This is a genomic window from Gemmiger sp. (assembly GCF_036306485.1).
Classification (GTDB): Bacteria; Bacillota; Clostridia; order Oscillospirales; family Ruminococcaceae; genus Gemmiger.
Genome location: NZ_JAXJZK010000029.1, coordinates 59,605 through 78,380 on the forward strand (window position 1 = coordinate 59,605; position 18,776 = coordinate 78,380).

Sequence of the window (18,776 nt, forward strand, 5' to 3'; positions counted from 1 at the left end):
CAAAACGCAACCGGCAGCGCCGCGCGGGACGGATTGCACTTTTTTGCGTTCGTGTTATAATAAAGCCGGTAGTTCAATCTCAATAACTGGAGGGGAAACTTGATGAAGGATTCTCGTTGGGCGTCCATCGACGCCTTTGCCGAACAGAACCGTGAAGCCATCCTGCGGGACATCACCCGCCTGGTGGCCGTGCCCAGTGTAGAGGGAACGCCGGAACCCGGCGCCCCCTTTGGCAAGGGCCCCAAAGCCGCGCTGACCAAGGCGCTGGAAATCGCCGCCGAGCTGGGTCTTGACACCCACGACGCCGACGGCTACATCGGCTGGGCCGAGACCGGTCCCATCGCCGACGGACAGAAATATCTTGCCACCATCACCCACACCGACGTGGTGCCGGAGGGCAACGGCTGGGACGCCGATCCCTACACGGTGCGCGTGCGGGACGGCTGGCTGCTGGGCCGCGGCGTGGCGGACGACAAGGGCCCCTCGATCCTCTGCCTGTATGCCCTGAAGTATCTGCGCGAGCAGGGGATTGCGCTGCGGTATCCCGTCCGTGCACTGCTGGGCACCAATGAGGAAACCCATATGCACGATGTGGAATACTACGAAAAGCATTTCCCGATGCCGGCCTTCTGCTTCACGCCGGACGCCGAGTTCCCGGTCTGCAACGGTGAGAAGGGCGGCTTCAACGGCGACCTGGTCAGCCCCGAGCTGACCAACGGCGTCATTGTGGACTTTGCCGGCGGCGTGGCCCGCAACGCCGTGCCGGACCGCGCCAGCTGCACGGTCCGCGTGCCGGCGTCCGCCCTCAAGCCGACCGAAGGCGTCACCTTTGAAGCCGGCGAGAACGGCACCACGATTGTGCGCGGCTGGGGCAAGAGCGGCCATGCGGCCATGCCGGAAGGCACCGTCAACGCCATCGGCCTGATCGTCAACTGCCTGCTGGAATCCGGCGTCTGCACCCCGGCCGAGGCGGCCTATCTGCGGGTCCTGCATACCCTGCACGCCTCCACCGACGGCAGCGCACTGGGCATTGCGGCCTCGGATGAGGTCTTTACCCCGCTGACCATCATCGGCGGCACCATCGAGTACAAGGACGGCCGCATCCGTCAGACCTTCGACTGCCGCTATCCCACCTCCACCAACGGCGATGTCCTGACCGCCGCCATGCGCAAGGCCTGCGGCACCGCGGCCCGGCTCGACAACGTCGAGGTCAAGGTCCCGTTCTACATTGCGGCGGACAGCCCCGCCATCCGCACCCTCATCACCACCTACAATGAGGTGACCGGCGAGGACAAGACCCCCTTCACGATGGGCGGCGGCACCTATGCGCGCCACTTCCCCTACGCGGTCAGCTTCGGACCCGAGCATACCGACCTGGCCATCCCCGACTTCGCCGGCCCGATGCACGGCGCCAACGAGGGTGCCCCGTTTGACAAGCTCATCGAAGCCCTCAAGATCTACATTCTCGCCCTGCTCCGTCTGCAGGACATCGACCTCTAACCGCATCCCAAAAAAGCGCGGAGACCATCCGGTCTCCGCGCTTTTTCACAGTTCGCCGCGCTCAAACATCTCCCGCACCTCGAACAGATCGCGGCAGCAGGCATCGTAGAGGGAGCGCATCTCATCGGTCACCGGCATCAGGTCGGGCACCATGATGGTCACCGCACCGCTCGCGTGGCCGGCCCGCACGCCGTTGTAGCTGTCCTCCAGCACCAGGCAGTCGTGGATGTCCACCCCGATGCGCCGCGCGGCCTCGAGAAAGATTGCCGGGTCGGGCTTGCACTTGTCCACGTCGTACCCGCAGACCACGTCGTGGAAATACCGCGCCGTGCCGGTGGTCTGCAGGTTGCATTCAATCATCGTCTTGGGGCTGGAACTTGCCACAATCCGCGGCATGCCGCGCTGTTCCAGATAGGCCAGCAGCTCCTTCAGCCCCGGCTTGCAGGGAACCCCCTTGCGGAACTGCTCGTTGCCGTAGGCCCAGACCTCGTCCAGCAGCCGGCCGGCATCCTTGCCGTAGGTCTCGGCGATGTGGGCCTTGAGCTTGTCGCCCGCCAGTCCGCGGCCGCCGCTGTAAAACGATGCGGGCGGCTCGGGCAGCCCCAGCTTGCGGCAGCACGGGGCCCAGAAGGTGTCCCAGATGCGCTCGGTGTCAAACATCAGACCGTCCATATCGAAAATTACGCCCCGGATTTTAGGAGCCATGGCCATTCCCTCCCTGTATCATGCCTGAATCTTCCCCTCATTGTACCCCAAAACCCGGGCGTGTGCAATCGCCTGCCCGTCAAAAATACGCAAAATCTACACAGAATTCCATAGGGAAGTACTTGTTTTCATCACTTTAGAGCGCTATAATAGGGATAATCTCGCGCGGGCCGGAGTTGTGCAGCTCCCAGCGCGCCGTAGGTAAGGAGAAGAAGGTATATGTTGAACATCAAAGTCGTTCGAAGCAAACAGTTGAAGGAAAAGCCTCAGGATGAAACCAAGCTCGGTTTCGGCAAGATTTTTACCGATCATATGTTCCTGATGGATTACACCGAGGGCGAGGGCTGGCATGATGCCCGCATCGTTCCGTATGCGCCGCTGCCGCTGGACCCTGCCACGGTCGTTTTCCATTACGCGCAGGAAATCTTTGAAGGCATGAAGGCCTATCGCACGGCGGACGGCAGTGTGCAGCTGTTCCGCCCCGACTGCAACGCCAAGCGCTTCCAGGATTCCGCGGATCGTCTGTGCATTCCTCGCATCCCTGTGGAGGATTATATCCAGGCCGTCAAGGCCATCGTGGACATCGATCGTGACTGGGTGCCCCATTCCGACGGTGCTTCGCTGTATATCCGTCCCTTTGTCTTTGCAAACGATGTGGGCCTCGGCGTCCATGCGTCCAAGCACTACATTTTCTGCATCATCTGCTCTCCGTCCGGCGCCTACTATGCCGAGGGCCTCGACCCCGTGCGCATCTACGTCGAGGATGAGTACATCCGTGCCGCCCCGGGCCTGACCGGCTTCACCAAGTGCGGCGGCAACTACGCGGCTTCCATCAAGGCCGGCGAGCTGGCCGAGGAAAAGGGCTTCAGCCAGGTGCTGTGGCTGGACGGCGTCGAGAAGAAGTACGTCGAGGAAGTCGGTTCGATGAACATCATGTTCAAGATCGACGGCAAGATCTACACGGCTGCCTGCACCGGCACCGTTCTGCCCGGCGTGACCCGCCGCTCCATCATTGAGCTGCTCAAGGACTGGGGCTATGAGGTCATCGAGGGCAAGCTGGCCATCGCCGATGTCATGAAGGCATCCGAGGAAGGCAAGCTCGAAGAGGTGTTCGGCACCGGCACGGCTGCCGTTGTCAGCCCCGTCAAGGAGCTGGACTGGGAAGGCAAGGTCGCCTACATCGGCGGCGGCAAGATCGGCGAGCTGACCCAGAAGCTGTACGATACCCTGACCGGCATCCAGTGGGGCAAGCTGCCCGACACCAAGGGCTGGACCGTCAAGGTCGAAAAGCAGCTGTAACGGAATTGACACAAAATTTACAAATCCGTTTTTAAACAACAAATGGCGCGGAGTATCGAGGAAAATCGGTGCTCCGCGCCATTTTTGCGCGGTTTGTTCGCTAGGAATCGACGCACGGAATGTGGTATACTGTTGCCCGTAAACAACTTTGCAAACAACAGGCCAAAAGCCGGAACAGGATGGAACCATGAAAAATATTCTGGATCTGCTGGACCGCACCGCGGACCGTCTGCCCGACGCCCCGGCCTTCTGCGGTGAGGAATCCGGATACACCTGGGCCCAGACCCGGGCGGCGGCGCGTGCCATCGGCACGGCACTGCTCCGGGCCGGGGCGGCAGGCAGGCCGGTGGCCCTCTATCTGGGCCGCGGCCCCGAAACGCCCCTTGCCATGCTGGGCACGCTGGCGGCGGGGGCCTTCTATACCGTGCTGGATGTGGCGCAGCCCGCCGAGCGGGTGCGGCAGATCACCGGGCAGCTCTGCCCGGCGGTCCTGCTGACCGACGCCGCCCATGCCGAAGCCGCAGCCGCGCTGGGACTGGACATTCCGGTGCTGCGGTACGAGGAGGCCGTCGCCTTCCCGCCCGAGGAGGCCGCGCTGGCGGCGGTGCGGGCGGCTGCCGTCGATACCGACCTTGCCTATGTGCTGTTCACCTCGGGTTCCACCGGCCTGCCCAAGGGGGTGGCCGTGACCCACCGCAACGTGCTGGCTTACAGCGAGTGGGTGACCGAGGCCTTCCGCTTCGGCCCCGACACCGTGCTGGGCAACCAGACCCCCTTCTATTTCTCGATGTCGGTGACCGATGTGTTCGGCGCGGTGCGCTCGGGGGCCTGTGTGCAGGTGCTTCCCAAACGGCTGTTCAGCTTCCCGGTGCCGCTGCTGGAATACCTGACGCAGCGCGGCGTCAACACGCTGTACTGGGTGCCGTCGGCGCTGGGAATCGTCGCGGCCTGGAAGGCGCTGGATTACACGGCGCTGCCCCCGCTGCGCACCATCCTGTTTGCCGGCGAGGTCATGCCGACGGCCAAGCTCAATTACTGGCGCGCCCACTATCCGCAGGCGGAGTTCGCCAACCTCTACGGCCCCACCGAGACCACCGACATCTGTGCCTACTACCGGCTGGACAGGCCCTTTGCCGACGACGAGGCGCTGCCCATCGGGTTCCCCTGCGAGAACTGCGGGCTGCTGATCCTGCGGGACGGCAGACCGGTGGCCGACGGGGAGGAAGGGGAGCTCTGCGTGCGCGGCAGTTTTGTGGCGGCCGGCTACTATAACCAGCCCGAAAAGACCGCCGAGCGGTTTGTGCGCAACCCGGCGCGGCCCGAATACCCCGAGCGGATCTACCGCACCGGGGACCTGGTCCGCCGCAATGCGCGCGGTGAGCTGATCTACTGCGGGCGGATGGATACCCAGATCAAGCATCTGGGGTACCGCATCGAGCTCGGCGAGATCGAGACCGCCGCTTCCGGGCAGGACAAGCTGGATTCCTGCGCCTGCCTGTACGATGCCCCGCGGGACCGGCTGGTCCTGTTCTATCAGGGCAAACGGGACCTGACCGAGGCGCTGCGGGCCCGCCTGGAACAGCGCCTGCCCGGCTATATGCGCCCTGCCGTCTATCTTCGCGTCAAACAGATGCCGCAGAACGCCAACGGAAAGATTGACCGTCTGGCGCTGCGCGAACAGCTTAAGGAGGAAACCCATGCATCAGATTGAAGAAATCCTTGCCATTCTGGAAGAAGTCAAACCCGGTCTGCATCCCGCGCCGGATGAGGAGCTCATCCGTTCCGGCAAGCTGGAATCCATCGACATCATGTCGCTGACGATGGCGCTGGCCGAGGAATTTGATCTGGAGATCAGCCCGGTGGACCTCAAGGAAGAAAATTTCCGCACCGCGGCCGATATCCTGCGTCTGGTCAACCGCCTCGAGGAGGAGTGATCCCCGCAGCCGGTTCTGGCCTTGCCTGACGGGAGGATGCCATGTCCTACAATTCGTTTGCCTATCTGTTCCTGTTCCTCGGCGCCGTGTGGCTGCTCTGGGCCGTGCTGCCCCGGCGGATGCGCCCCGGCGTGCTGCTGGCCGCCAGCCTCTTCTTTTACTGGGCCACGGCCCGACGGTACATCGTCTATCTGCTCGTGCTGGCCGCCGTCGCCTGGGTGGTGGGCCGGCAGCTCGGCCGCCTCGACGCCCTCTATGCCGAGACCGGCCCCGACCTGCCCGCCCCCAAGCGCAAGGCGCTGAAAAAGAAGGTGGCGGTGCTGCGCGGCAGCACCCTCGCGGCCGGGACCGCCGTGCTGCTCGGGGCACTGCTCTGGCTCAAATACCTGCCCTTCGCGGCCAAGAGCTGGGCGGCGCTGTCCGCCCGCATCTCCTGGATTCCCACCTTCACGGTGCCGGCCTATGTGCAGCCGCTGGGCATCAGCTTCTTCACCCTCATGGGTATCAGCTACCTGGTGGATGTCAGCCACGGCACGGTGCCCGCCGCGCCCCGCTACTGGCAGGTGCTGAGCTATCTGTGCTTCTGGCCCCATGTCGTCGAAGGTCCCTTCGACCGCGCCGGGGCCCTGCTGCCCGCCCTGACCCAGCCGGGAGCGCCCGGCTATGACGGGTTCCGGTTCGGAATCCAGCGCATCGTCTGGGGTATGTTCAAAAAGGTGGTCATCGCCGACCGGGCCAATATGTATGTCAAGGCCGTCTTTGATGACTGGACCCAGTACAGCGGCGCCGCCGTTGTTGTGGGCACGCTGCTGTATACCCTGCAGCTCTATGCCGAGTTTTCCGGCTGTATGGACATTGTCCTCGGCTCGGCGGAGCTGTTCAACATTCCGTTGGCCGAGAACTTCCGCCAGCCCTTCTTCTCGCGCAGCATCGGCGAATTCTGGCGCCGGTGGCACATCACGCTGGGAGCCTGGCTGCGGGAGTACGTCTTCCAGCCGCTGGTGGTCAGCAAACCGCTGATGCGGTTCGGCAAATTCTGCCGCACCCGCTTCGGCGCCGAGGCGGGCCGCCGCTGGCCGGTCTGGCTCAGCCTGGGCGTGACCTGGGCGCTCATCGGCCTGTGGCACGGTGCGGGCTGGATCTATCTGGTCTACGGGCTGTACTATTTCGGGCTGCAGTTCCTGGGCGAAGCCTGTGAGCCCGCCCTGGTCCGGCTGCTGCCTGCGCTGCCCCGGTGGCGCCAGACCCGCGCCTGGCGGCTGTTCCAGATGCTGCGCACCTTTGTGTTGGTCAATTTCGGTATGCTGCTTTTCCGCGCCAACGGTGTGCGCGCCGCGCTGGATATGCTGCGCAGCCTGCCGGTGCGGTACCAGGGCAGCCTGCTGATCAAGCTGGACGCCCGCGACATGGCTGTGCTGGTCGTCGGGGCCGTCCTGCTGCTGGCGGTGGATCTGCTCCATGAGCGGGGCCATCATCTGCGCCGCGAACTGGCCGCCCGGCCGCTGCCTCTGCGCTGGGCCGTCTATATCGGCGGTGTCCTCGCGGTGATGATCTTCGGCGCCTACGGCGACAACTACGACCCCGCGGCGTTCATCTACGCGCAGTTCTAAGAAGGAGGCAAACCGATGCGCAAATCCTTCCTCCGTCCCGTCCTGCATGTGACGGCCTTCTGCCTCGCGCTGCTGATCGCCGTCGCACTGGCGGGACATTATCTGATGCCCCACTCCAACCGCTATCTGTCCGGCTATACGGCGGGCGGGATTCTGGGTGAGGACTTTGACACCATCGACGTGCTGGTTATGGGGGACTCCAACGCCGCCCAGGGCATCTCCCCGATGGAGTGGTACAATGCCTACGGCATCACCGGCTACACCTACGGTTCGGGCTGGCTGACCGTTTACAGCATCTATTACCGGCTGCAGAACATCCTCAAGGAGCAGGCCCCCAAGGTCGTCGTGCTCGGCACCGGCACGGTGTACAGCAAGCGCGGCAACGAAACCTATCTGCAGTGTGCGCTCGGGGACATCACCGACGAACTGTTCCCGCTGCTGCGCTTCCACGACAACTGGAAATATCTGACCCTCGACAATATGCTGGAGGAGCACGACTATTCCTGGCGGGATGCCAACAAGGGCTATACCCCCATCACCGAGGTCAGCGCCTACACGGGCGGCAGCTATATGTACAATCCCGACACCCCGCCCGAGGAGATCCCGCTGCTGGCCCGGCTCTATCTGGACCGCATCGTCACCCTCTGCCGGGACAACGGCTGTGAACTGCTGCTCATCACGGTGCCCACCGTCAGCTGGAGCATGGCGCGCCACAACGGCATCCGCGACTACGCCGAGCAGCAGGGCCTGACCTACATCGACTACAACCTGGACAGCGAAAACCCGGGCATCGACTGGCGCACCGACACGCCGGACAGCGGCGCGCATCTCAATGTCCTCGGCGCCCGCAAGCTCAGCCAGGCACTCGGAAAAGTGCTCGCCGACAGCGGACAGATTCCGGACCACCGCGGCCAGCCCGGCTATGAGGACTGGGACGCCGACGCGCAGTCCTATCTGGCCACCATGGAACAGGCAATCCCCGAAAATGAGGCCAAGGCGGCCGCTCAGCTCGAAGCTCTTGGTCAAACTGCATAAAATTTGCCGTGTCTTTTACTGCATGTTGTACATGCAAGTCCTTGCAATTTGTGGGGGAATATTGTAAGATAATGGCAAGAAGCAAAGACGCTTTGGATGGCACTCAGATGCTTCCAAAGCGTCTTTTCTGTCCGGCTTGGCCGGACAAAACAAGAAGAAGAATACCAAAGCGCCCCGGGCCGAGCCTTCGGTTCCGCCGGTAGAGGGGTGGGTTCCGTATGAAGGGCAGATTCAGGGACGCTTTGTTTTTCTCCTTCTTAAAAAACCCGGACGGGGCAGTGGCCGTCCGGGTTTTACTTTTTTATTGCGGCGAAAATCACACCATCACGTCGCCCACAAACATGCAGCCGGATTCCTCAATGGCATACACGGTGTATTTGCGGGGCAGCCGCTGTTCGTTGGCGGGGTCGGGCAGTTCCAGCAGCAGGCCGCCCTGCCCGGGGGAGGTAAAGTGCATCTTGCGGTGCGCGGTCGTGGCGTGGGGGTGCTCGTCCGGCAGCGACCAGGCCAGCACGCCGCCGTGGACCGGGGGCGCCGAATCATCGACGGCCTCGCCGGGCGTCTCCGTCCGGGGCGAACCGCAGAAATTGTCGGGCAGCAGATGCGGCTCCCCGTTGACGTACAGATGGTAGACCGCGGGGCCGAGCTCCGGCATATGCCGCAGCCAGACCGAGGTCCGTCCCGGGCAGCCCGGCAGCGGGCCGTTCTCCCGTTTGCGCATACACAGCGCCGTGTTGTTCCACGCCACCAGAAAATCATCCATCGGCAGCGAGATCTCGGCGTCAAAGTCATCGTTCCCGGCATAGGGGTCGATCAGCAGCACGACGGTCCCCTCGGCGGCGCTCGCAAAACCGCGCAGTGCCGCATAGCGCAGCGCCGGATAGCCCTGCGCCAGCTGGGCCGGGGTGGCTTCCAGCCCCACAACCACGCCGTAGCCGGCGCGGACTTCGGCGCGCAGCAGGGCCAGGTCCGCCCAGCAGACCCAGCAGGGGAAGCCCCAGCAGCCCGCCGTCGCAGCCGCAAAGCTCAGGTTGCGGCCGGACTGTCCGGGCCGGCAGTCCCGCATCGCCAGGGCAAACTCCTCGGGCAGGATGTCCGCGCCCCAGCGGTTGGTCAGGCTGGTCAGACTGATGGCCAGATCCATCAGCGGCAGCAGGGAAGGTGCCCGCCGGCTGACCACATAGGGCATCAGATGCAGCCGCGCATGTACGGCGCGCCCGCCGGCCGGAATCACATCCAGGGCGCGCACGCTGGCCCCCAGCAGACTGACGGCCGGGGATACTTTCTCATCCTTGGTGTACAGATAAATCCGCATCTGGACCTGGGTGGCGGTCTTGCTGTCCAGCGAAAGGCTGTCCGTCCCGATCACCACGGCGCCCTTGGCCGAAGGCTGTGCGCCTTCCCGCGCCAGATAGGGACTCCACCGCCCGAAACTGGACCAGCTCGTCCAGTTGCCGTCCACCAGGACCCGGGCCTGCGCCTCGACGGCGGTGCCCGGCGGGGTGCCGGCATTCCAGCTGACCCGCATCGTGTCAAACAGCGGCATCGGAACGGCGGGGCTGGTGTAGCAGCCGTACGGCACATAGCCGCCCGGCACCAGGTCCAGCACGATCCGCCCGCCCGAAACCGTCACATTGTCCAGGTCACCGCGCATGAACGCCTCGGTGTCCTGAAGGATAAAGGTGTTCTTGTTTTCCATACCGCCGCCGCCTTACCGGTCGCGCTCCTGCAGGAGCGTGTTGATCTCTTCGTCACGCCGCTGGCTGAGGGTCTTTTCGAGGTGAAACGCCCGGTCCAGACCCGGATAGATGATCTGCAACGCGACGGTGCAGGGGAACCAGAATCCCGTCAGCAGCATCACGGGCAGCGTGTAGGGCATCCAGGCCAGCGTCACGGCCCAGTAGGCGCACTGCACGACCGTCGCCGCCAGCGTGCGGGGAAACAGTCCGATCATGAACAGGCCGGAATTGCGCAGCAGTTTGCCGAACGGGATGCTCACCAGCACGATCTGGGCAAACAGATAGGTACAGGCCGCCACCACAAAGAAGGCGGTCAGCACCATGCAGATCCATACGGTGGTGGGGACGTTCTCCATGTCGGGCAGCGTAAAGAGCAGATACGCCCACATGCCCAGAATGGCCCCGGCCAGCAGCCCCGGCAGCAGGGCGTCGCGCCAGTTCTGCTTCCAGGCCATCCGGTAGGTGTGCCACCAGTAGCCCGGCTCATCGCGCAGTGAGCGCAGGATCGTGTCAAACATCCCGCACAGGAACGGCGCGGCAATCACGCCGCCCACGGCGCCGCCCGCCACGCAGATCGGAAAACTGCCCGCCATGACGCCGAACAGCACCGCCGCATAGGCCGGGATGAACCCCACCGTGCAGAGAAAACTGGCCTTGTAGAAGGGCCACAGATCGCGGCCCAGCACCTCAAAAAAGCGGGCGATGCCCACTTTGCGGGAACTCCCGCCTGCGGTTTCCGGTTCCTCCCCGGAAGCCGGAACGTTTTTCTTTTCAGCGTCCATTGTGCGCACCCTCTCCATTCTTTACAAAGTTCCATTCTATCATACCTTGTTTTGTACGGGGTTGCAAGGCCGGAGGTTTGCCCCGCCAAAATTATTTTACAAATCTTCCACAATTCTGTGGTATAATAGGAAAATCTCAAAAAACCAGGGGGAAACGCAGCATGGCATGGGTAACCAAGGACAGTACCGAACAATACAACCAGACGCCGGAACCGCCGCGCGAATACACCAAACAGGAGAAGGCCGCCAACTGGTGGCATTACAACAAATGGATCGTCATCGGTGTGGCGATTGCGGTCTTTCTGCTCGTGTGGCTGGTCCACGATGTCGTGACGCAGGTCGAGCCGGATTATCGGGTTGCCTACATCGGTCAGAGTGACCTGCCGGTGGACACCGCCGACGCGCTGACCAACGCCCTGCAGGCTTTCGGCACCGACTGCAACGGGGACGGCCAGGTGGTGGTCCAGCTGGATCAGTACAATGTGGATTTCAATTCCGAGACCGACAACACCGACGCCTACTCCCAGATGGCCGGCGTGACCCGCCTTTCGGCCGATCTGGCGGACGGCGGCGCCTACATTTTCCTGCTCGAGGACCCGGCGGGCTTTGTGCAGAGCACCGGCGCGCTGTGCTATCTGGACGGCACGATGCCCGACCAGGACCACCCCGAGAACGATGACTGGCATCAGATGGTCTATCACTGGACGGACTGCCCGGTGCTGACCGGGCTGGACCTGGGCACCTACACCGGCCTGACCATGCTGGACGACCAGCAGGGCAGCAGCCAGGACGTGCTGGCCGGCCTGTATGTGGGACGCCGCGCCCTCTTCACCGAAAAGCAGGAGGACCACCGCGAAGCCGATGAAGCCATGTGGCAGGCGCTGACCGCGGGGGCGGTCTCCACCGTGAAGGAGGACGAATGAAGCGCTATCGTCCCAGACCCGTGGCCCAATCGCCGGTGCCCGACAATCCCTACCGCCGCTTTTTCACGCCGATGCCCACCTTTGAGCAGCTTGTGCGCACGGCCCGCGAACGCGAGAAGCGCCGGGACCAGGACAGGGAGACCGGCCGCCCAAAAACCAAATAGACAAAGCCAGACCGCCGCATCCCCGGGGATGCGGCGGCTTTTGTATGTCCGCAGCCGCCGGGGGAAAACAAAGAACTGCAAACTTTTTGAATTTTCTATTGCGGTAAAGACCGTTTTATAGTATAGTTAAAACGAGTAACATTGTCCCCGCCGGGGAATGGGAGGAACCGTCATGGATCAATTACAGGAGGCCCGCGCCCGCATCGACGAGATCGATGCCCGGATGGCCGCGCTCTTTGAGGAGCGGATGCACGCTGTGGGGCAGGTCGCGCAGTACAAGGCGCGCACCGGCAAGGCGGTGTTTGACGCCGGGCGGGAGGCCTCGCTGATTGCCCGCAACACCGACCGGATTTCCGACGAGGCGCTGCGCCCCTATTATAAGGAATTCCTCGGCGGCGCCCTCAGCGTTTCCCGCGCCTATCAGCGGGCGCTGCTCGGGCGGGATGTCGCGGCCTATCAGGGCGTGGAGGGCGCCTGGTCGCACATTGCGCTGCGGCGGCTCTTCCCCTTTGCGCGGGCCCGCAGCTATGCCACCTGGGCCGAGGTCATCGAGGCCGTCGAGCAGGGGGACGCCTTCTGCGGCGTGCTCCCGATCGAGAACTCCAACGCCGGGGATGTCTCCACCGTGCTGGACCTGCTGTATGCCCATCGCGGCCTGACCGTGACCCAGATGTGCGATCTGCCCATCCGGCAGGATCTGCTGGGAGTGCCCGGTGCCGGTCTTGACCAGATCCGGACGGTGATCAGCCATCAGCAGGCGCTCGCCCAGAGCAGCCCCTTCCTCCGGGCGCGGGGCTATGCCACCCGCGTCTGGGGCAATACCGCCGATGCCGCCCGGTATGTGGCGGAACAGGGCGACCCCTCGCTGGCGGCGATTGCCTCGGCCGAGACCGCGCGCCTGTACGGGCTGCAGATCCTGGTGGAGGGCGTCAATGAGGACGGCGACAACACCACCCGGTTTGTCGTCATCGAGCGCAGCGAAAACGCCGGCCAGCGCACCGCCGCACCCGGCCAGCGCCTGGCCATGCTCTTCACGGTGGACCACAAGCCCGGCAAGCTGGCCCAGGTCATCCAGATCATCGGGGAACGCGGCTTCAATATGGAGACCATCAAGAGCCGGCCGCTGCCCCATGTGCAGTTTGAATATTACTTTTATGTGCAGCTGATCTGCCCCGACGGCGCCGCGCCCGAGGACGCCGGCCGTCTTGTCCGCGAACTGGAGCAGGTCTGCCGCACCGTTCGCATCCTTGGCGTATTTGATCTCTGATACCGGATATAAAGAAAGTGGGAGGCCTTTGCTATGAAATTGACGATGCAGCTCGGCAGCCGCAGCTATGACATTATCCTCAAGCGTGGATGCCTGGCGAACCTGTACCAGTTTATCAACCTTGCCAACCGCCGGGTGTTCATCCTGACGGACTCCGGCGTCCCTGAGCAGTACGCTCAGACCGTGCTGGCACAGTGCCCCAACGGGACCGTCTATGCCGTGCCGCAGGGCGAGGCAAGCAAGAGCCTCAAGGTCTACGGCCAGGTCCTGCAGGCCATGCTGGACTTCGGCATGACCCGCCACGACCTGCTCGTCGCCGTGGGCGGCGGCGTTGTGGGGGACCTGGGCGGGTTCTGCGCCGCCACCTATATGCGCGGCATTGATTTCGTCAACTGCCCCACCACGACGCTGTCCCAGGTGGACTCCTCGATCGGCGGCAAGACCGCGGTCGATCTCGGCGAGACCAAGAACATCGTGGGGGCCTTCTGGCAGCCCAAGGTCGTGCTGGTGGACTTCGACACGCTGGCCACGCTGCCCCGGCGCCATCTGGTCAACGGCCTGGCCGAGGCCCTCAAGGCCGGCCTGATCGCCGACCCCGAGCTGTACGGCCTGTTTGAATGTGAACATCCCGAGGACAATCTGGAAAAGATCATCTACCGCTCGCTGCGCGTCAAGAAAAACGTGGTCGAGCAGGACGAGCGGGAACACGGCAAGCGTGCCTGCCTGAACTTCGGCCATACCATCGGCCACGGCATCGAGGCCGTCAAGGGGGTGCGGGGCCGCCGCACGAACGGCCTGTACCACGGCGAGTGCGTGGCCCTGGGCATGCTGCCCATGATCGAGGACAAGGCGCTGGCCAAGCGCACCCGCGCGATCTACCGCACGCTGGGCCTGCCGGTCCGCACCGGAGTGGACAAGCACAAGGTGCTTGCCTATATGCAGCACGACAAGAAGAGCAGCGGGGATTCCATCACCGTCATCAAGGTGCCGGGCCTGGGCTGCTGGCGCGCCGACCGTCTGCCGATGTCCGAGCTGCCGGCCCTGCTCGGCCTGTCGGAAGAGGAGTAAGGCCATGAAAAATACCTTTGGCAGCGCGGTGGGGCTGACCATCTTCGGCGAAAGTCACGGCGCGGCCGTGGGGGCCGTGCTGGACGGACTGGCCGCCGGCCTGCCGGTGGAGGAAGCGTATATCGCCGAACGGATGGACCGCCGCCGCGCCCGGGGGGACGGGCTCTCGACCGGGCGGACCGAACCCGACCGGGTGGAGTTCCTCTCCGGCGTGCTGGACGGCCACACCACCGGAACCCCGCTGACCTTTGTGATCCGCAACACCAACACCCGCAGCGGCGACTATGCCCGCACCGCCGATCTGCTGCGCCCCGGCCACGCCGATTATACGGCCTTTGCCAAGTACGAGGGCTTCCAGGACGCCCGGGGCGGCGGACATTTTTCCGGCCGCATCACGGCAGCCGCCGTGGCCGCCGGCGCCGTCTGCGAGCGGATTCTGGCCGACCGGGGCATCCGGGTCTACACCCACATTGCCCGCTGTGCCGGCATCGACGACGCCCCCCTCTCGAGTGCGGCGGGGCTGGTCTGCGCCGACCCCGAACCCGGACACTTTGCATTGCTGGACCCATCGCGGGAGGCCGCGATGCAGCAGGCCATCCGGGCCGCCGGCGCCGAGGGGGACAGCGTGGGCGGAATTCTGGAAACCGTCATCACCGGTGTTCCGGCCGGTGTCGGGGAGCCCTTCTTTGACAGTGTCGAGAGCGAGCTGGCCCACCTGGCCTTCTCGATTCCGGCGGTCAAGGGCATCGAGTTCGGCGCCGGGTTCGGCTTTGCCGATCTGCGCGGCTCCCAGGCCAACGACCCCTTTGTGATGCGCGGCGGCGACATTGTGACCGCCACCAACCGCAACGGCGGCGTCAACGGCGGCATTGCCAACGGCATGCCCATCGTTTTCCGCACCGTCGTCAAACCCACACCGAGTATCTACCGCGAACAGGATACCGTCAATTTCCGGACGCGGACCGATACCAAACTGCAGATCCGGGGCCGCCATGACCCCTGCATCGTAGCCCGTGCCGCCGTGGTCCAGAACACGATGGCGGCGTTTGGAATTTTGGACCTGCTTACGGTGCGCTACGGCACACTGGGGCAGAAACCGGGCCGCAAGGAACCCGGGACCTGTCAGAAAGGATAAGGAAAATGGATTACGGTCTGATCGGTGCCAAGCTGGGCCACAGCTACTCCAAAATCATACACGAAACAATCGGCGGCTATTCCTATGAACTGCATCCGCTCCCCACCGAGGAGGAGGCGCGGGCGTTCCTGGCCGCGCGGGAATTCCGGGCCGTCAATGTGACGATCCCTTATAAACAGCTGGCAATCTCCTACTGCGACGAAGTGGAACCCCGCGCGGCGCAGATCGGTGCCGTCAACACGCTGGTGAACCGCGGCGGAAAGCTCCGCGGCTACAATACCGACTATGCGGGCTTTGTCTACCTGGCCCGCCGCCACGGCGTCCGGCTGACCGGCGCCAATGTGCTGATCCTCGGTACCGGCGGCACCCACAATACCGTCACGGCGGTCTGCCGCGACGCCGGCGCCCGCCAGATCCTGACGGCCAGCCGGACCGGACGGGGCGGGGCGCTGACCTACGAACAGATCCAGCAGCACCCCGAAATCGACATCCTCATCAACACCACCCCGGCGGGCATGTATCCCGACAACGGCAGCTGCCTGGTGGATCTGCGCAGCCTGCCCCATCTCAAGGCCGTGCTGGACTGCGTGTACAATCCCTTCCGCACCGAGCTGGTGCTGCGGGCCGAGGAGCTGGGCATCCCGGCCTTCTGCGGGTTTGAGATGCTGGTGGCCCAGGCGGTCTTTGCGTCGGAAAAGTTCCTCGAACGCCGTCTGCCCTCCGGCGTCATCGGCCAGACCCACCGCGACCTCAAGCGGGAACTGTGCAATGTCTCGCTGATCGGCATGCCGGGCTGCGGCAAGTCCACGGTGGGCGCCATCCTGGCCCGTCTGCTCAACAAGACCTATGTGGACCTCGACGAGGTCATCGAGCGCCGCGCCGGAATGCCGATTCCCGACATCTTTGCCCGCCAGGGCGAGGAAGCCTTCCGCCGCTATGAGGCGGAGGCGGTCAGCCTGGTCTCGCGGGAACACGGCCAGGTCATCGCCTGCGGCGGCGGCGTCATCAAGACGCCCGGCAACGCCCGGGCCCTGCACCAGAACGGCCCGGTGCTGTGGGTGCAGCGCCCGATGGAACGGCTCGCCACCGGCGGCCGTCCGCTCTCCACCGGCCTCGAAGCGCTGATCCAGATGCAGACCGAGCGCGCGCCGCTCTACCGCGACGCCAGCGACGGCATCGTGGACAACACCGGCCGCCCCTCCGACGCCGCCGAGATCGCCAAGCGCCTCTTTGAACAACTCTTCGACAAGCCCTGAAGGCTGTCTTACGTCAAACAGAAAGGAATTTTCCATCCATGATTATCTCCACCAAAAAGGGTACTCCCCAGGTCGAACTGGACCGCATCATCGATAATTTTGAGAAACAGGGCCTCTCGGTCACGCTGATCCGCGGTACCGACTACAACGTCTTCGGCTTGGTCGGCGATACCACCAAGATCGCCGAGAAGGATGTCCTCGCCAATCCCTGGGTTGAGAACGTCACCCGTGTGTCGGCGCCCTACAAGCGCGCCAACCGGCTGTTCCACCCCGCCGACACCGTCATCGACGTGCGCGGCATCAAGATCGGCGAGGGCGCGCCCCTCGCCATCATGGCCGGCCCGTGCAGCATCGAGGGCGAGGAACACACCCTCAAGATGGCCAAACTCGTCAAGGCGGGTGGCGCCAACTTCCTGCGCGGGGGCGCCTACAAGCCCCGCACCAGCCCGTACAGCTTCCAGGGCCTGGGCACCGAGGGCATCCTCGACATGGTCAAGGCCCGCGAGGCCACCGGCCTGCCCATTGTCAGCGAACTGATGGACGAGGCCCACATCGACGAGTTCGAGCAGTATGTGGACATCGTGCAGATCGGCGCCCGCAACATGCAGAACTTCCAGCTCCTCAAGGCGGTCGGCAAGATGCACAAGCCGGTGCTGCTCAAGCGCGGCCTGGCCAACACCATCGAGGAGTGGATCATGTCCGCCGAGTACATCATGGCGGGCGGCAACGAGCAGGTCATCCTCTGCGAGCGGGGCATCCGTACCTTTGAAAAGTACACCCGCAACACGCTGGATCTCTCGGCGGTGCCGGTCGTCAAGGAAAAGACCCATCTGCCGGTCATCGTGGACCCCAGCCACGCCACCGGCAACTACAAGTACGTCCAGCGCATGGCGATGGCCGCTGTGGCCGCCGGCGCCGACGGTCTAGAAATCGAGGTCCACGACAACCCGCAGTGTGCCTGGAGCGACGGCGCCCAGTGCCTCAAGCCCGACCTCTTTGCCGAAACCATCGAGAAATGCAGGCTCATTGCGGCTGCCGTCGGCCGTGAAGTGTAAAGGGTGAGTGCCTTGAACGCAGTCATTACACCCGGCCGGGTCAGCGGTTCTGCCGCCGTACCGCCCAGCAAGAGCGCGGCGCACCGTGCGGTGCTCTGCGCGGCGCTGGCCTCCGGTACCAGCCGGCTGGAAAATCTGGAATTTTCACAGGATATCCTCGCCACCCTGGGCGCGGTGCAGCAACTCGGCGCCCGTGTCCAGCGCGAGGAACACAGCCTGACCATCACGGGCCGGGGCGGAAGCGACGGCTTTGCCACCGTTACCCGCCCGGTCTTCTGCAATGAAAGCGGCAGCACCCTGCGGTTTCTGCTGCCGGTGTTCAGCCTGACCGCCCAGAAAATCCGGTTCACCGGGGCGGGACGGCTGATGGAACGCCCTCAGGACGTGTACGCCCAGCTGTTTGCCCGCCAGGGCCTGCGGTTTGAGCAGGGCCCGGACGGCATCCTGATCTTCGGGCGTCTGTGTCCCGGGGCGTTCACGCTGCCCGGCAATGTGTCCAGCCAGTTCATCAGCGGCCTGCTCTTTGCCGCGCCGCTGATGGAGGCGGACAGCACCATCGAGGTCCGCGCTCCCTTCGAGAGCCGCAGCTATGTGGACCTGACGGTGGACGCCATGCAGAAATTCGGCGTCAAGGTCACCTCCCGCTCCCGCAAGGACGGCTCGGCCGTCTACAAGGTCGCGGCGCCCCAGCGGTATCTGGCCGCCGACCTGACCGTCGAGGCCGACTACAGCCAGGCCGCCTTCCTGGCCGTGCTGGGCTGCATTGTGGGCGGCATCTCGGTCACCGGGCTGGATGCCTCCTCCCGGCAGGGGGATCGGGTCATCCTCGACATCCTGCGCCGCTGCGGCGCCAAGTTCGAGCGCAAGGGCGGTGCGATTGTCTTTCACCGCAGCCTGCTCAAGGCCACCGAGATCGACCTCGCCGACTGCCCCGACCTGGGTCCCATCCTGATTGCGCTGGGCTGTTTCTGCAACGGCCGCACGGTCATCCGCAACGCCGGCCGGCTGCGCATCAAGGAATCCGACCGCATTGCCTCCATGCAGACCGAGCTGGCCCGGATGGGCGGCTGCGTCGAGGCGGAAGGGGAGACCGTCACCATCACCGGCGGACCGCTGCACAAGGCGGCGGAGCCGCTGTCCGGTCACAACGACCACCGCATCGTCATGAGCATGGCGATCACCGCCCTGGCGGCGGGACTGCCGGCCGTCATCGAGGGGGCCGAGGCCGTCCGCAAGAGCTGGCCGGGCTTTTTTGAGGTGCTCAAAGGCTTGGGCGCCAACATTGAAATAACGGGGGAATGACC

General features: G+C 64.3%; 17 protein-coding genes. 14 read left to right on the plus strand and 3 right to left on the minus strand.

Translation table 11 applies throughout. The features are described 5' to 3' along the window. The first annotated feature begins 102 nt into the window (after nt 1–102). Nucleotides 103–1,500, plus strand: coding sequence for a Sapep family Mn(2+)-dependent dipeptidase (locus tag U0L91_RS06010; RefSeq protein WP_330045290.1), 1,398 nt, complete (start codon nt 103–105; stop codon nt 1,498–1,500). Between the two features lie 45 nt (nt 1,501–1,545). On the opposite strand, the gene U0L91_RS06015 is transcribed toward U0L91_RS06010, so the two are convergent. After that, nucleotides 1,546–2,205, minus strand: a complete 660-nt coding sequence (locus U0L91_RS06015) for an HAD family hydrolase (RefSeq protein WP_330045291.1) — start codon at nt 2,203–2,205, stop codon at nt 1,546–1,548. A gap of 219 nt (nt 2,206–2,424) precedes the next feature. Between U0L91_RS06015 and U0L91_RS06020 the strand changes: the two genes are divergently transcribed. The 5 genes from U0L91_RS06020 to U0L91_RS06040 all read left to right on the plus strand — a co-directional run bounded on the left by U0L91_RS06020 (nt 2,425) and on the right by U0L91_RS06040 (nt 8,083). Next, on the plus strand, nt 2,425–3,504 hold the full coding sequence (locus U0L91_RS06020; RefSeq protein WP_330045292.1) for a branched-chain amino acid aminotransferase: 1,080 nt from the start codon (nt 2,425–2,427) through the stop codon (nt 3,502–3,504). A gap of 187 nt (nt 3,505–3,691) precedes the next feature. After that, complete coding sequence (locus tag U0L91_RS06025) at nt 3,692–5,215, plus strand: amino acid adenylation domain-containing protein (RefSeq protein WP_330045293.1); 1,524 nt, start codon at nt 3,692–3,694, stop codon at nt 5,213–5,215. Beyond that, entirely contained in the window at nt 5,202–5,438 is a 237-nt protein-coding gene (locus U0L91_RS06030; RefSeq protein ID WP_330045294.1) for an acyl carrier protein, read from the plus strand. Before U0L91_RS06025 ends, U0L91_RS06030 begins: the two co-directional genes overlap by 14 nt. A 41-nt stretch (nt 5,439–5,479) precedes the next feature. Beyond that, nucleotides 5,480–7,048 carry an MBOAT family O-acyltransferase gene (locus tag U0L91_RS06035; RefSeq protein ID WP_330045295.1) on the plus strand — a complete coding sequence of 523 codons (1,569 nt, stop codon included), beginning with the start codon at nt 5,480–5,482 and terminating at the stop codon, nt 7,046–7,048. A 15-nt stretch (nt 7,049–7,063) separates the two neighbouring features. Next, nucleotides 7,064–8,083, plus strand: a complete 1,020-nt coding sequence (locus tag U0L91_RS06040; protein ID WP_330045296.1) for an SGNH/GDSL hydrolase family protein — start codon at nt 7,064–7,066, stop codon at nt 8,081–8,083. A gap of 316 nt (nt 8,084–8,399) precedes the next feature. Here U0L91_RS06040 and U0L91_RS06045 read toward each other — a convergent pair whose 3' ends face one another. Both U0L91_RS06045 and U0L91_RS06050 read right to left on the minus strand, forming a co-directional pair. Next, complete coding sequence (locus tag U0L91_RS06045) at nt 8,400–9,782, minus strand: hypothetical protein (protein WP_330045297.1); 1,383 nt, start codon at nt 9,780–9,782, stop codon at nt 8,400–8,402. A 12-nt stretch (nt 9,783–9,794) separates the two neighbouring features. Further along, nucleotides 9,795–10,604 carry a DUF624 domain-containing protein gene (locus U0L91_RS06050; protein ID WP_330045298.1) on the minus strand — a complete coding sequence of 270 codons (810 nt, stop codon included), beginning with the start codon at nt 10,602–10,604 and terminating at the stop codon, nt 9,795–9,797. A 161-nt stretch (nt 10,605–10,765) separates the two neighbouring features. On the opposite strand from U0L91_RS06050, the gene U0L91_RS06055 reads away from it, so the two are divergent. The 8 genes from U0L91_RS06055 to aroA all read left to right on the plus strand — a co-directional run bounded on the left by U0L91_RS06055 (nt 10,766) and on the right by aroA (nt 18,774). Next, a complete protein-coding gene (locus tag U0L91_RS06055; RefSeq protein ID WP_330045299.1) occupies nt 10,766–11,527 on the plus strand; it encodes a hypothetical protein in 762 nt (253 codons plus the stop codon). Beyond that, nucleotides 11,524–11,691, plus strand: coding sequence for a hypothetical protein (locus U0L91_RS06060; protein WP_330045300.1), 168 nt, complete (start codon nt 11,524–11,526; stop codon nt 11,689–11,691). Before U0L91_RS06055 ends, U0L91_RS06060 begins: the two co-directional genes overlap by 4 nt. Before the next feature lie 172 nt (nt 11,692–11,863). Continuing rightward, nucleotides 11,864–12,958 (plus strand): bifunctional chorismate mutase/prephenate dehydratase, encoded by a 1,095-nt coding sequence (locus U0L91_RS06065; protein ID WP_330045301.1) that lies wholly within the window; start codon nt 11,864–11,866, stop codon nt 12,956–12,958. A 33-nt stretch (nt 12,959–12,991) separates the two neighbouring features. Beyond that, on the plus strand, nt 12,992–14,026 hold the full coding sequence (gene aroB, locus U0L91_RS06070; RefSeq protein WP_330045302.1) for a 3-dehydroquinate synthase: 1,035 nt from the start codon (nt 12,992–12,994) through the stop codon (nt 14,024–14,026). 4 nt (nt 14,027–14,030) lie between these two features. Then, nucleotides 14,031–15,161, plus strand: coding sequence for a chorismate synthase (aroC, locus tag U0L91_RS06075; RefSeq protein ID WP_330045303.1), 1,131 nt, complete (start codon nt 14,031–14,033; stop codon nt 15,159–15,161). A gap of 5 nt (nt 15,162–15,166) precedes the next feature. Next, nucleotides 15,167–16,417: a shikimate kinase gene (locus U0L91_RS06080; RefSeq protein WP_330045304.1), complete on the plus strand. Its 1,251-nt coding sequence runs from the start codon at nt 15,167–15,169 to the stop codon at nt 16,415–16,417. Nucleotides 16,418–16,455: 38 nt separating this feature from the next. Continuing rightward, nucleotides 16,456–17,472 (plus strand): 3-deoxy-7-phosphoheptulonate synthase, encoded by a 1,017-nt coding sequence (aroF, locus tag U0L91_RS06085; protein WP_330045305.1) that lies wholly within the window; start codon nt 16,456–16,458, stop codon nt 17,470–17,472. Nucleotides 17,473–17,475: 3 nt separating this feature from the next. Further along, entirely contained in the window at nt 17,476–18,774 is a 1,299-nt protein-coding gene (gene aroA, locus U0L91_RS06090) for a 3-phosphoshikimate 1-carboxyvinyltransferase (protein ID WP_330045306.1), read from the plus strand. The last annotated feature ends 2 nt before the right edge of the window (nt 18,775–18,776 follow it).